The 12547-nt window shown below is 64.3% G+C and carries 13 protein-coding genes; 9 read left to right on the top strand and 4 right to left on the bottom strand.

Annotated elements, in window-relative coordinates:
• Positions 1–185: 185 nt before the first annotated feature.
• Entirely contained in the window at positions 186–1274 is a 1089-nt protein-coding gene (locus NJG22_RS02340) for an asparaginase (RefSeq protein WP_253092233.1), read from the bottom strand.
• Positions 1275–1615: 341 nt separating this feature from the next.
• On the opposite strand from NJG22_RS02340, the gene NJG22_RS02345 reads away from it, so the two are divergent.
• The 7 genes from NJG22_RS02345 to NJG22_RS02375 all read left to right on the top strand — a co-directional run bounded on the left by NJG22_RS02345 (position 1616) and on the right by NJG22_RS02375 (position 8603).
• Complete coding sequence (locus NJG22_RS02345) at positions 1616–2563, top strand: sugar ABC transporter substrate-binding protein (RefSeq protein ID WP_253092235.1); 948 nt, start codon at positions 1616–1618, stop codon at positions 2561–2563.
• 80 nt (positions 2564–2643) lie between these two features.
• The gene (locus tag NJG22_RS02350; RefSeq protein ID WP_253092237.1) at positions 2644–4197 is read left to right on the top strand and encodes a sugar ABC transporter ATP-binding protein; all 1554 of its coding nucleotides are present in this window, start codon (positions 2644–2646) and stop codon (positions 4195–4197) included.
• Positions 4194–5186 (top strand): ABC transporter permease, encoded by a 993-nt coding sequence (locus tag NJG22_RS02355; RefSeq protein WP_253092239.1) that lies wholly within the window; start codon positions 4194–4196, stop codon positions 5184–5186. Before NJG22_RS02350 ends, NJG22_RS02355 begins: the two co-directional genes overlap by 4 nt.
• 4 nt (positions 5187–5190) lie before the next feature.
• A complete protein-coding gene (locus NJG22_RS02360; RefSeq protein ID WP_253092241.1) occupies positions 5191–6213 on the top strand; it encodes a LacI family DNA-binding transcriptional regulator in 1023 nt (340 codons plus the stop codon).
• A 9-nt stretch (positions 6214–6222) separates the two neighbouring features.
• Positions 6223–7131: a ribokinase gene (gene rbsK / locus NJG22_RS02365; protein ID WP_253092242.1), complete on the top strand. Its 909-nt coding sequence runs from the start codon at positions 6223–6225 to the stop codon at positions 7129–7131.
• Positions 7128–7532, top strand: a complete 405-nt coding sequence (gene rbsD, locus NJG22_RS02370; protein ID WP_253092245.1) for a D-ribose pyranase — start codon at positions 7128–7130, stop codon at positions 7530–7532. Before rbsK ends, rbsD begins: the two co-directional genes overlap by 4 nt.
• Positions 7533–7592: 60 nt before the next feature.
• Positions 7593–8603, top strand: a complete 1011-nt coding sequence (locus NJG22_RS02375; RefSeq protein WP_253092247.1) for a nucleoside hydrolase — start codon at positions 7593–7595, stop codon at positions 8601–8603.
• Here NJG22_RS02375 and NJG22_RS02380 read toward each other — a convergent pair.
• Complete coding sequence (locus NJG22_RS02380) at positions 8575–8787, bottom strand: hypothetical protein (protein ID WP_253092248.1); 213 nt, start codon at positions 8785–8787, stop codon at positions 8575–8577. The genes NJG22_RS02375 and NJG22_RS02380 overlap by 29 nt on opposite strands.
• Positions 8788–9075: 288 nt before the next feature.
• Here NJG22_RS02380 and NJG22_RS02385 point away from each other — a divergent pair, with 288 nt between their 5' ends.
• Positions 9076–9396: an I78 family peptidase inhibitor gene (locus tag NJG22_RS02385; protein WP_134693706.1), complete on the top strand. Its 321-nt coding sequence runs from the start codon at positions 9076–9078 to the stop codon at positions 9394–9396.
• A gap of 210 nt (positions 9397–9606) precedes the next feature.
• Here NJG22_RS02385 and NJG22_RS02390 read toward each other — a convergent pair whose 3' ends face one another.
• Positions 9607–9819 (bottom strand): cold-shock protein, encoded by a 213-nt coding sequence (locus NJG22_RS02390; protein WP_253092250.1) that lies wholly within the window; start codon positions 9817–9819, stop codon positions 9607–9609.
• Between the two features lie 164 nt (positions 9820–9983).
• On the bottom strand, positions 9984–10286 hold the full coding sequence (locus tag NJG22_RS02395; RefSeq protein ID WP_253092620.1) for a hypothetical protein: 303 nt from the start codon (positions 10284–10286) through the stop codon (positions 9984–9986).
• 332 nt (positions 10287–10618) lie between these two features.
• Between NJG22_RS02395 and thrS the strand changes: the two genes are divergently transcribed.
• Positions 10619–12541 (top strand): threonine--tRNA ligase, encoded by a 1923-nt coding sequence (gene thrS, locus NJG22_RS02400; RefSeq protein ID WP_253092252.1) that lies wholly within the window; start codon positions 10619–10621, stop codon positions 12539–12541.
• Positions 12542–12547: the final 6 nt, after the last annotated feature.

A 12547-nucleotide genomic window follows, 5' to 3' on the forward strand; every position in this document is an offset into this window, starting at 1 on the left:
TGTAAGCCGTTTCGCAACAGCAGGTAGGATGAAAGCCGTATAAGACCGTGGTGGCGGGATTGGTTCCCGGAAGGCAATGTTCGCCGGCAAGCCGGCTCCTACAGTGGATTGCGCCATACGTGCAGGAGCCGGCTTGCCGGCGAATCAACCGGAACCCCATGGTTCCGGTTGCACTCAAGCGCCGATCAATATTCCCAGAAGATCCGCTGCAGCTCCTTGCTGTCCTGGGTCTTGGTCATTGCGACCATGGCCAGGATTCGCGCTTTCTGCGGGTTCAGGTCGTGGGCCACGACCCAGTCGTTCTTGTCGTCAGGCTGTTCGGCGTTGCGCAGCACGAAGCCACCCTGGTTGACGTGGGACGAACGAATGATCTGCACGCCGTTCTTGCGCAATTCCTGCAGGGCAGGGACCACCCGCGAGGACACCGAACCGTTGCCGGTACCGGCATGGATGATCGCCTTGGCGCCAGCCTGGGCCAGGGCCTTGTAGGCGGTGTCGGTCACGTTGCCGTAGCCGTAGGCGATGTCCACGGCCGGCAGCTGGCTGATCTGCTTGATATCGAACTCGGAGTTGACGGTGTGGCGCTTGGCCGGCAGGCGGAAGAAGTACGACTTGCCTTCCACCACCATGCCCAGCGGGCCCCACTGGCTCTTGAAGGCTTCGGTCTTGATATTGACCGACTTGCTGACGTCGCGACCCGACTGGATCTCGTCGTTCATGGTCACCAGCACGCCCTTGCCGCGAGCGTCCTTGCTGCTGGCCACGGCCACGGCGTTGTACAGGTTGAGCATGCCGTCGGCGGACATGGCGGTGCCCGGACGCATCGAGCCGACCACGATGATCGGCTTGTCGGTCTTTTCCACCAGGTTGAGGAAGTAGGCGGTCTCTTCCAGGGTGTCGGTGCCGTGGGTGATGACGATGCCGTCGACATCCTTGCTGTCGGCCAGTTCGGCGACGCGCTTGCCCAGCTTCAGCAGGTCGTCGTTGCCGATGCTCTCGGAGGCGATCTGCATCACCTGCTCGCCGCGCACGTTGGCCAGGTCCTGCAGCTCCGGCACGCCGGCGATCAGCTTGTCGATGCCCAGCTTGGCGGCCTGGTAGGTGGCGCTGTTGGCGGCGCTGGCGCCAGCGCCGGCGATGGTGCCGCCGGTGGCCAGGATCACCACGTTGGCCAGCTTCTGTTGTTGCGCGGCTTCCTTGGCGGAAACGGCGGTCGGCAGCACCAGCAGCAGCGCCAGGGCGCTCGGTGCGAAGGTGTTCAGGGCGAATTTCATCATTTCTGCTTCTCTCTTCCTGGGTGAGATGTTCTCGATGTCGCGCAGATACAGAGGCAGGTTTCGTACCAGCAACTACCGTTCGTCGCATTTCATCTTGAGCCCCCCGAAACCGTGGGGTGTTGCGCTCGGTCCGGTACAGGCGCCGTAGCCTGTCGTTCGGTAGGCCGAACAAGCGTAGGAAAGGTGTTCGGTTTTTCGGATAAATTGCGGATAATCCGACAGACGTACCCTTGGCCAGGGCGCGCGAATGGATTTGACAAAAGCGGGGCCTATTTCCATAGTGAGCTACCGCAAACGTTTGCGATCCGATAAAAACCACAAGATTCGGAGTCATTTCCATGAAACTGCCGTTTTCCGGCCGTCCCCTGGCCCTCGCCGTCGTTTCTTCGTTGCTGTTCTCCCTCCCGGCCGCCCATGCCGAAGACAAGCCCAAGGTCGCGCTGGTGATGAAATCCCTGGCCAACGAGTTCTTCCGCACCATGGAGGACGGCGCCAAGGCCTACCAGAAAGACCACGCCACCGAGTTCGACCTGGTCGCCAACGGCATCAAGGACGAGACCGATACCGGCAACCAGATCCGTATCGTCGAGCAGATGATCGCCACGGGCGCCAAGGCCCTGGTGATTGCCCCGGCCGACTCCAAGGCCCTGGTGCCGGTGGTGAAGAAAGCCATGGACGCGGGCATCACCGTGGTCAATATCGACAACCGCCTCGACCCCGACGTGCTCAAGAGCAAAGGCATCAGCGTGCCTTTCGTCGGCCCCGACAACCGCAAGGGCGCGCGACTGGTGGGCGACTATCTGGCCCAGCACAAGCTCAAGGCCGGCGACCAGGTTGGCATCATCGAGGGCGTGCCGACCACCACCAATGCCCAGCAGCGTACCGCCGGCTTCAAGGACGCCATGCAAGCGGCGCAGATGAAGATCGTCTCGGTGCAGTCGGGCAACTGGGAAATCGACAAGGGCAACGCCGTGGCCGCCTCGATGCTCAATGAATACCCCGAGCTCAAGGCGCTGCTGGCCGGTAACGACAGCATGGCCCTGGGCGCGGTCTCGGCCGTGCGCGCCGCCGGCAAGACCGGCCAGGTGCAGGTGGTCGGCTACGACAACATCAATGCCATCAAGCCGATGCTCAAGGACGGCCGGGTGCTTGCCACCCTCGACCAGGCGGCCAGCCAGCAAGCGGTGTACGGCATCCAGGCGGCGCTGAAGATGGTCAAGGGCGAGCAGCCTGGCGTGGATGCCGACAATGTCATCCAGACCCCGGTCGAGCTGATTACCCAGTGAAGTGATATCGCGGGGCAAGCCCGCGCCCACGAATGCCCGCCTTATGAACGCGTCATGCTTCGTCCTAGGAGAGAATGGCCATGTCAGTAACGGCCAATGAAACCGTGTTAGCCGTCAGCGGCCTGGGCAAGACCTACGCCCAGCCGGTGCTCGGCGACGTCACCCTCGAGCTGCGCGGCGGCGAGGTGCTGGCCCTGACCGGCGAGAACGGCGCCGGCAAGTCGACCCTGTCCAAGCTGATCAGCGGCCTGGAAATGCCCAGCGCCGGGCACATGCACTACCGTGGCCAGCCCTACCGCCCGGGCAGTCGTGCCGAAGCCGAGCGCCTGGGCGTGCGCATGGTGATGCAGGAGCTCAACCTGCTGCCCACCCTGACCGTGGCCGAGAATCTGTTTCTCGACAACCTGCCCAGCCGCCTCGGCTGGGTCAACCAGAAGCGCCTGCGCCAGCTGGCCAGCGCGGCCATGGCCCAGGTCGGCCTGGACGCCATCGATCCGGACACCCCCGTGGGTGAACTGGGCATCGGCCACCAGCAGATGGTCGAGATTGCCCGCAACCTGATCGGCGACTGCCATGTGCTGATCTTCGACGAGCCCACCGCGATGCTCACCGCCCGCGAAGTGGAGCTGCTGTTCACCCAGATCGAGCGCCTGCGCCAACGCGGCGTGGCCATCGTGTATATCTCCCATCGCCTCGAAGAGCTGCAGCGCGTGGCCCAGCGTATCGCCGTGCTGCGCGACGGCAAGCTGGTGTGTGCCGAGCCGATCCTGCGCTACAACAGCGAGCAACTGGTCAACCTCATGGTCGGCCGCGAGCTGGGCGAGCACATCGACCTCGGCCAGCGCAACATCGGTGCGCCGTTGCTCAAGGTCGACAAGCTCAGCCGTGGCGACAAGGTGCGCGAAGTGTCGTTCGAGGTCAGGGCAGGGGAGATCTTCGGCATCTCCGGCTTGATCGGTGCCGGGCGTACCGAACTGCTGCGCCTGATCTACGGCGCCGACCGCGCCGACAGTGGCCAGGTCGCCCTCGGCCAGCCACCGCTGCCGGTGACCATCGATTCGCCCAAGGCCGCGGTCAAGGCCGGTATTGCCCTGATCACCGAGGATCGCAAGGGCGAAGGCCTGCTGCTGAGCCAGTCGATCAGCGCCAATATTGCCCTGGGCAATCTCGGTGCCGTGTCCCGCGCAGGCGTGCTCGATCGCGATGCCGAGCGCGAGCTGGCCGAGCGCCAGATCGGCGCCATGCGTATCCGCAGCGCCAGCCCTGCCCAGGCGGTCGGCGAGTTGTCCGGCGGCAACCAGCAGAAGGTGGTGATTGGTCGTTGGCTGGAGCGCGACTGCCAGGTGCTGCTGTTCGACGAGCCCACCCGCGGTATCGATGTCGGCGCCAAGTTCGACATCTATGGCCTGCTCGCCGAGCTGGCGCGCCAGGGCAAGGCCCTGGTGGTGGTGTCCAGCGACCTGCGCGAGCTGATGCTGATCTGCGACCGCATCGCCGTGCTCAGCGCCGGCCGCCTGATCGACACCTTCGACCGCAATCACTGGACCCAGGACCAGCTGCTTGCCGCTGCCTTCGCCGGCTACCAGAAACGTGATGCCCTGCTGCACGACGCAGCTCCCAGGATGGATGCATGAAAACCACAACAAACACCTCGGTCGCCGCACCCGTGCGCCGCAGCGCCACCTATTTCGGCCTGGGCACCTACCTGGGCCTTGCCGGCGCCTTGCTGGCGATGATCGTGCTGTTCTCGCTGCTGAGCAGCCACTTTCTGTCCTATGCCACCTTCAGCACCCTGGCCAACCAGATCCCCGACCTGATGGTGCTGGCGGTGGGCATGACCTTCGTGCTGATCATCGGCGGCATCGACCTGTCGGTGGGGTCGGTGCTGGCCCTGGCCGCCTCGACGGTCAGCGTGGCGATCCTCGGCTGGGGCTGGAACGTGCTGCCCGCCGCGCTGCTGGGCATGGCCGTGGCGGCGCTGGCCGGCACGGTCACCGGCAGCATCACCGTCGCCTGGCGCATCCCCTCGTTCATCGTCTCGCTGGGCGTGCTGGAGATGGCCCGGGGCCTGGCCTATCAGTTCACCGACTCGCGCACCGCCTATATCGGCGATGCGTTCGCCTGGTTCTCCAACCCCGTCGCCTTCGGCATCTCGCCGGCCTTCATCATCGCCTTGCTGGTGATCGTGCTGGCCCAGCTGGTGCTGACCCGCAGCGTGTTCGGCCGCTACCTGATCGGCATCGGCACCAACGAAGAGGCCGTGCGCTTGGCCGGCATCGACCCACGCCCTTACAAGATCCTGGTGTTCGCCCTGATGGGCGTGCTCGCAGGCCTCGCCGCGCTGTTCCAGATCTCCCGGCTGGAAGCCGCCGACCCCAACGCCGGCGCCGGCCTCGAGCTGCAGGTGATCGCCGCCGTGGTGATCGGCGGCACCAGCCTGATGGGCGGGCGCGGCTCGGTCATCAGCACCTTCTTCGGTGTGCTGATCATTTCGGTGCTGGCCGCAGGCCTTGCGCAGATCGGCGCTTCGGAACCCACCAAACGCATCATCACCGGGGCGGTCATCGTCGTCGCCGTGGTGCTCGACACTTACCGCAGCCGGCGCGCGAGCCGGCGGAACTGAACCCATGGCTACCATCAAAGACGTCGCGGCACTGGCGGGTATTTCCTACACCACCGTGTCCCATGTATTGAACAAGACCCGCCCGGTCAGCGAGCCGGTGCGGCTCAAGGTCGAGGCGGCGATCGCCGAGCTCGACTACGTACCCAGCGCCGTGGCTCGCTCGCTGAAGGCGCGCAGCACCGCCACCATCGGCCTGCTGGTGCCCAACAGCGTCAACCCGTACTTCGCCGAGCTGGCCCGGGGGATCGAGGACGCCTGCGAGCGCAATGGTTATTGCGTGATCCTGTGCAACTCCGACGACAACCCGCAGAAGCAGCGCAGCTACCTGCGGGTGCTGCTGGAAAAACGCATCGACGGCTTGATCGTCGCCTCGGTGGGTGAGGACCAGGACCTGCTCGCCAGCCTCGGCAGCGTGCGCACGCCAATGGTCATCGTCGACCGCGCCCTGGATGGCGTGGCCGCCGACCTGGTGCGCATCGACCATGAGCAGGGTGCCTACCTCGCCACCCGCCACCTGCTGGAACTTGGCCATCGCCAGATCGCCACCATCGCCGGCCCGGTCGATACCGGCGTCAGCCAGCTGCGCCTTGCCGGGTTTCGCCGGGCCATGGCCGAGGCGGGTGCGCCCATTGCCGCCGGCCATGTGCTGCACAGCGACTTCACCAGCCCCGGCGGCCATGCCGCGGCGGCGCGCCTGCTCGATGGCGAACGGCCCACGGCGATCTTCGCCAGCAACGACATGATCGGCTTCGGCGTGCTGCGCGCCGCCGCCGAGCGCAACATCGATGTGCCTGGCGAGCTGTCGGTGATCGGCTTCGACGATATCGAGCTGAGCCGCTACGTGTACCCGGCGCTGACCACGGTCGGCCAGTCGATCCGCGAGCTGGGCGAAAGCGCCGCCGGGCTGTTGCTGTCGCGCATCGGCACGCCCAGCCGCGGCGAGGCCGAGCAACGCATCGTCGCCCCGCGCATCGTGCTGCGTGAATCCACCGGGCCGCGCCCGGACCTGTTCAACGATTACCGGTAAGGAATAACCATGAATGCCAAGGTGGTTGTGGTCGGCAGCCTCAACATGGACCTGGTGGCCCGCGCCCAGCGCTTGCCCCGCGGCGGCGAGACCCTGGCCGGCGAAAGCTTCTTCACCGTGCCGGGCGGCAAGGGCGCCAACCAGGCGGTGGCGGCCGCCCGGTTGGGCGCCAGCGTGGCGATGGTCGGCAATGTCGGTGACGATGCCTATGGCCAGCAGTTGCGCCGCGCCCTGGAGGTGGAGGGCATCGACTGCCAGGGTGTCGGCGTGTGCAACGGGGTTTCCAGCGGCGTGGCGCTGATCGTGGTGGATGCCGCCAGCCAGAACGCCATCGTGATCATCCCTGGTGGCAATGGCCTGCTTGGGCCTGAGTCGGTGCGCCGCTTCGACGGTTTACTGCAGCAGGCCGAGGTGATCATCTGCCAGCTGGAAGTGCCTGCCGCCACCGTGGCCTGGACCCTGGCCCGCGGTCGTGAGCTGGGCAAGACGGTGATCCTCAATCCGGCGCCGGCCAGCGGCCCATTGCCGGCGCAATGGTTCGCCCATATCGATTACCTGATCCCCAACGAGAGCGAAGCCGAGGCCCTGTCCGGGCTGCAGGTCCACGACCAGGACAGCGCCCGGCGTGCCGCCGAACGTTTGCGCAAGATGGGCGCGGGCAAGGTGATCGTCACCCTCGGCGCCCAGGGGGCGTTGCGGGTCGATGAAGCCGGGGCGCGGCATTTTCCGACGGACAAAGTCGAACCGCTGGATACCACGGCGGCCGGGGATACCTTTGTCGGCGGCTTCGCCGCTGGCCTGGCGCGTGGACTGGCAGAGGAGGCGGCGATCATCGTCGGCCAACGCGCCGCCGCCTTGTCGGTGACCCGTGCTGGCGCGCAACCGTCGATACCCTACCTGAAGGAGTTGGCGCCATGAAAAAGACGCCGCTGCTGAATATCGCCCTGTCGCGGACCATCGCCGGCCTGGGGCATGGCGACATCCTGGTGATTGGTGACGCCGGCTTGCCGGTGCCGCCTGGCGTGGAGCTCATCGACCTGGCGCTGACCCCTGGCATCCCGGATTTCACCAGCGTGCTGCGCGTGGTGCTGAGCGAGATGCAGGTGGAGCGGCATGTGCTGGCCGAGGAAATGTTCCAGGCCGCGCCGCTGGGCCTGATCGAAGTCGAACAGATGCATGCCGGTGGCCAGATCGGCCAGCGTGAAGTGATGAATCATGCCGATTTCAAGGCGCTGTGCCGGCAGGCGCGGGCCGTGGTTCGTACCGGTGAGTGCCGGCCTTACAGCAATATCGCGCTGGTGGCTGGCGTCACTTTCTAACCAGGTACGGTCGCCTTAGGAGCCCCGTTTGCCTGAAACCCTAGCAACAAGGAGTGCTGAATGTCCCTCAAAACCTTGCTCCAAGGAGCCGTGCTCATGTCCGCGCTGGCCGCTACCGCCGTCATGGCCGCCCCGCGCGACCTGATCATCGACACCGACCCCGGTGCCGACGACGTGGTGGCGCTGCTGCTGGCCATGGCTTCCCCTGACGAGCTGAAGATCCGCGCCATCACCACTGTCGCCGGCAACGTGCGCCTGGAGAAAACCTCGCGCAACGCCCGCCTGGCCCGTGAGTGGGGTGGTCGCGAAGAGATCCCGGTCTATGCCGGGGCAGGGCGCCCGCTGGTGCGCACGCCGATCTACGCGGCCAACGTGCATGGCGAGGAAGGCCTCACCGGCGTGCAGGTGCACGAGCCGAAGAAACCCTTGGCCAAAGGCAACGCGGTGCAGTACCTGATCGACACCCTGGGCGCCGCCGAGCCCCACAGCATCACCATTGCCATGCTCGGCCCGCAGACCAACCTGGCCCTGGCGCTGATCCAGAAGCCCGAGATCGCCAACGGTATCAAGGAAGTGGTGGTGATGGGCGGCGCCCACTTCAACGGCGGCAACATCACCCCGGCGGCGGAGTTCAACCTCTACGCCGACCCCCATGCCGCCGAAGTGGTGCTAGGCAGCGGCGTCAAGCTCACCTACCTGCCGCTGGACGTGACCCACAAGGTGCTCACCAGCGACGCTCGCCTTGAACAGTTGGCGGCAGTGAACAACAAGGCCAGCAAGCTGGTGGTGGATATCCTCAACGCCTACATCAAGTTCGACATGGACAACTACGGCATGCCTGGCGGCCCGGTGCACGATGCCAGCGTGATCGCCTACCTGCTCAAGCCCGAGCTGTTCAAGGGCAAGCAGGTGCATATGCTGGTCGACAGCCGCGAAGGCCCAACCTTCGGCCAGACCGTGACCGACTGGTACGGCGTGCTCAAGCAGCCGGCCAACGTGACGTGGATCAAGGAGGGCGATGCCCAGGGCTTCTTCGACCTGCTCAGCGCGCGCCTGGCCCGCTTGCAATAGCCTCGAGAGGCGCGTGGCGCTCGAGCACCTGCTCGATGAAGCTGCGCGCCGCCTCACCGCCGCGGTCGCGCACCAGCAGGTCGACGGCGATCAGCATCAGTTCTTCGGGGGTGCTGGGGCTGTAGGCGCTCTGGCCCTCGTCCCACTTGACCTTGATATCGGCGTCGATGCTGTGGCTGCTCATGGGGCGGTTCTCGCTGGGGCCTGGGGAATAGGTCGAATACCGCGTCCTGGCGTTCGAAGGGGAGGCGTTTCGCGCTCCGCTTCTTGCAGTAAATCATGCCTTTGCCGCAGGGGCCCTGCGACTTAAGCATAAGCGCAGGCCCGGGCCGAACCGCCGGTTCGGTGCAAAATCCAGTCACGATTGCGTTTCGCGTCTAGCACCGCGCTCAGGCAGAATTGTGCGGTTTTGCAACAAACAGTTGGCGGAACTGTCCGATAGTGCAGTTCCCAGATCGATTTAGGAGGATTCATGTTCCGTACCCGCGCTTCCCTGGCGACCCTGCTGGTGGCTTCCGTCCTGGCAGGTTGCAGCACTGGCGGCTCTTCGGGTGGCAGCAGCGCCCCCGCCGCCCCGGCCGACAACCACGGCCGCTGCGAAGCCAGTGGCGCCGACTTCACCATCGGCAAGCCGGCCAGCCCTGCGCTGCTGGAGCAGGCGCGCAAGGCCAGCGGCTCGCAGATGGCGCGCATCCTCACGCCGCACGATGTGATCACCCTGGAATACCGCTCCGAGCGCCTCAACCTGAACGTCGACGACAAGGGTGTGGTCACCCGCGTCAACTGCGGCTGATCCAAGCCCAGAATTGGCCCCTTGCAGGCGCGGCCTTGTGTCGCGATAGGGGCGCGCAGCAGCCCCAGGTTCGTTGCCACAACACAGATCGCCGGGGCCGCTTTTGCGGCCCTTTCGCGATGCAAGGCCGCTCCTACAAAGGTGCTGGGTGATTCTGGCAGCCAATAAAAAACCCGCCACAAGTGGCGGGTTTTTTACAGCTATCCGAAATTACTCCGGACGAACCTGTGCAGCCTGCATGCCCTTCTGGCCTTTCTCGGCAACGAAGGAGACGGTCTGGCCTTCTTTCAGGCTCTTGAAGCCGTCGGATTCGATGGCCTTGAAGTGTACGAACAGGTCGTCGCCGCCGCCTGCTGGGGTGATGAAGCCGTAGCCTTTTTCATCATTGAACCATTTGACGGTGCCGGTTTGGCGATTGGACATGAGGTGAATCTCCAGAAACATGATTTTTTATCGGGGTGCAACGTTGCCGAGGCTACAGGAGCACCGGCAACATCATAGTGCATTTCTACGAATCTAGCGCCTTTTACCTTCGCAGGATGTTGATCCAGGGCAAAAGATGCCTATCCAGGGCCTGCGCGCCCCTGTTACTTCGGCTTGCAGGCGGCCTGAACAGCGGTCTGGGCCTTCTGCATCAGCTTGGCGTCGACGCCATCCTTGCTGTCGAGGTCCTCGATCTCCTTGTCGGTGAAATTCTTTTTGATGGCCTGGGCGCCGCACTCGCAGTGCTTTTTCGCCGTTGCCGCGTCTACGCCCTGGCCGCTCGCCACTTGTTGGCATTGCGCCATGTAGGCGGCTTCTTTGCCTGCGGGGAAGTTGCCTGCGTTGGCCGCCAGAGGCAGCAGCAGGGCGCTCACGGCACAGGCGGCCAGAAGAGACTGAAATCGCATAACCGGACACTCCTTGGTTAAAGGTCTCATCAAGAGTAGGTTGCTTCAGAAGGTCTGATAGGAAATTTTCCGTAAGAGTTCACCGCCAAAGCGCAATTTCCAAATATTTCTGCGAGCCGCACAACCTGCGTGCTAGCATGCCCGGCTTGCAGCTCGCCACTTGCGGCTTGCAGCGTTTACCTTCCAGTCACTCTGGTTCGACCCTGGCAGGCCGAAAGGTCTCTGCCACTGTGAGGCAGGCTTTCCCGCGGGAAAGGCAGGGCGGATCTTGTACTGGCTCATCCCAACCCACGTGACCTTTGGTAGGGGTCACCACTAGGAGAGGAGGCGCCATGCCCGTTATTACTCTTCCCGATGGCAGTCAACGCACGTTCGACCAGCCGGTATCCGTAGCCGAAGTCGCCGCATCCATTGGCGCCGGCCTGGCCAAGGCCACCCTGGCCGGCAAGGTCGACGGCAAGCTCGTCGATGCCTGCGACAAGATCGACCACGACGCCACCCTGCAGATCATCACCCCTAAAGATGAAGAGGGACTGGAGATCATCCGTCACTCGTGCGCCCACCTGATCGGCCACGCCGTGAAGCAGCTGTACCCGACCGCCAAGATGGTGATCGGTCCGGTGATCGACGAAGGTTTCTACTACGACATCGCCTACGAGCGTCCTTTCACCCCCGAGGACCTCGCCGCCATCGAAAAGCGCATGCAGCAGCTGATCGAGAAGGACTACGATGTCGTCAAGAAGATGACCCCGCGCGCCGAGGTCATCGACGTGTTCACCCAGCGTGGCGAAGACTACAAGCTGCGCCTGGTCGAGGACATGCCCGACGAGCAGGCCATGGGCCTGTACTACCACGAAGAATACGTCGACATGTGCCGTGGCCCGCACGTGCCGAACACCCGCTTCCTCAAGGCGTTCAAGCTGACCAAGCTCAGCGGCGCCTACTGGCGCGGCGATGCCAAGAACGAGCAGCTGCAGCGCGTGTACGGCACCGCCTGGGCCGACAAGAAGCAGCTGGCGGCGTACATCCAGCGCATCGAAGAAGCCGAAAAACGCGACCACCGCAAGATCGGCAAGCAGCTCGACCTGTTCCACCTGCAGGAAGAAGCGCCGGGCATGGTGTTCTGGCACGCCAATGGCTGGACCGTGTACCAGGTGCTCGAGCAGTACATGCGTAAAGTGCAGCGCGAGAACGGCTACCAGGAGATCAAGACCCCGCAGGTGGTCGATCGTATTCTCTGGGAGCGTTCCGGCCACTGGACCAACTACGCCGAGAACATGTTCACCACCGCCTCGGAAAGCCGCGACTACGCGGTGAAGCCGATGAACTGCCCTTGCCACGTGCAGGTGTTCAACCAGGGCCTCAAGTCCTACCGCGACCTGCCGCTGCGCCTGGCCGAATTCGGTGCCTGCCACCGCAACGAGCCGTCCGGCGCTCTGCATGGCATCATGCGCGTGCGTGGCTTCGTGCAGGACGATGCGCACATCTTCTGCACCGAAGACCAGGTGAAGAAGGAAGCCGCCGACTTCATCAAGCTGACCCTGGACGTCTACAAGGACTTCGGTTTCACCGACGTCGCCATGAAGCTGTCGACCCGTCCGGCCAAGCGCGTGGGTTCCGAAGAGCTGTGGGATCGCGCCGAAGGCGCCCTGGCCGATGCCCTGAACGACTCGGGCCTGGAGTGGGAATACCAGCCGGGCGAGGGCGCGTTCTACGGTCCGAAGATCGAGTTCACCCTGCGCGATTGCCTCGGTCGTAACTGGCAGTGCGGTACCTTGCAGTACGACCCGAACCTTCCAGAGCGTCTGGATGCCAGCTATATCGCCGAAGATAACAGCCGTGTTCGCCCGGTAATGCTGCACCGCGCCATCCTCGGTTCGTTCGAGCGCTTCATCGGCATGCTCATCGAGCACTACGCTGGTGTGTTCCCGGCCTGGCTCGCGCCGACCCAGGCGGTGATCATGAACATCACCGACAAGCAGGCCGATTTCGCCCTCGAGGTGGAAAAAGCCCTGAATGGTAGCGGATTCCGTGCCAAGTCGGACTTGAGAAATGAGAAGATCGGCTTTAAAATCCGCGAGCATACGTTGCTGCGGGTCCCTTACCTTTTGGTTATAGGGGATCGCGAAGTCGAAACGCAAACCGTCGCTGTGCGCACCCGTGAAGGCGCAGACCTGGGCTCGATGCCCGTCGCGCAATTCACTGAGCTGCTGTCGCAAGCGGTTTCCCGGCGTGGTCGCCAAGAATCGGAGTAAAGATTA

The sequence above is a fragment of the Pseudomonas sp. VA159-2 genome (genome assembly GCF_024126635.1).
Classification (GTDB): Bacteria; Pseudomonadota; Gammaproteobacteria; order Pseudomonadales; family Pseudomonadaceae; genus Aquipseudomonas; species Aquipseudomonas muyukensis.

Coding starts and splice junctions, on each gene's coding strand:
- rbsK (WP_253092242.1), top strand. CDS start 6,223: ATGAATGCCAAGGTGGTTGTGGTCGGCAGCCTCAACATGGACCTGGTG.
- NJG22_RS02380 (WP_253092248.1), bottom strand. CDS start 8,787: ATGAGCAGCCACAGCATCGACGCCGATATCAAGGTCAAGTGGGACGAG.
- NJG22_RS02340 (WP_253092233.1), bottom strand. CDS start 1,274: ATGAAATTCGCCCTGAACACCTTCGCACCGAGCGCCCTGGCGCTGCTG.
- NJG22_RS02350 (WP_253092237.1), top strand. CDS start 2,644: ATGTCAGTAACGGCCAATGAAACCGTGTTAGCCGTCAGCGGCCTGGGC.
- thrS (WP_253092252.1), top strand. CDS start 10,619: ATGCCCGTTATTACTCTTCCCGATGGCAGTCAACGCACGTTCGACCAG.
- NJG22_RS02345 (WP_253092235.1), top strand. CDS start 1,616: ATGAAACTGCCGTTTTCCGGCCGTCCCCTGGCCCTCGCCGTCGTTTCT.
- NJG22_RS02355 (WP_253092239.1), top strand. CDS start 4,194: ATGAAAACCACAACAAACACCTCGGTCGCCGCACCCGTGCGCCGCAGC.
- rbsD (WP_253092245.1), top strand. CDS start 7,128: ATGAAAAAGACGCCGCTGCTGAATATCGCCCTGTCGCGGACCATCGCC.
- NJG22_RS02385 (WP_134693706.1), top strand. CDS start 9,076: ATGTTCCGTACCCGCGCTTCCCTGGCGACCCTGCTGGTGGCTTCCGTC.
- NJG22_RS02375 (WP_253092247.1), top strand. CDS start 7,593: ATGTCCCTCAAAACCTTGCTCCAAGGAGCCGTGCTCATGTCCGCGCTG.
- NJG22_RS02395 (WP_253092620.1), bottom strand. CDS start 10,286: ATGCGATTTCAGTCTCTTCTGGCCGCCTGTGCCGTGAGCGCCCTGCTG.
- NJG22_RS02390 (WP_253092250.1), bottom strand. CDS start 9,819: ATGTCCAATCGCCAAACCGGCACCGTCAAATGGTTCAATGATGAAAAA.
- NJG22_RS02360 (WP_253092241.1), top strand. CDS start 5,191: ATGGCTACCATCAAAGACGTCGCGGCACTGGCGGGTATTTCCTACACC.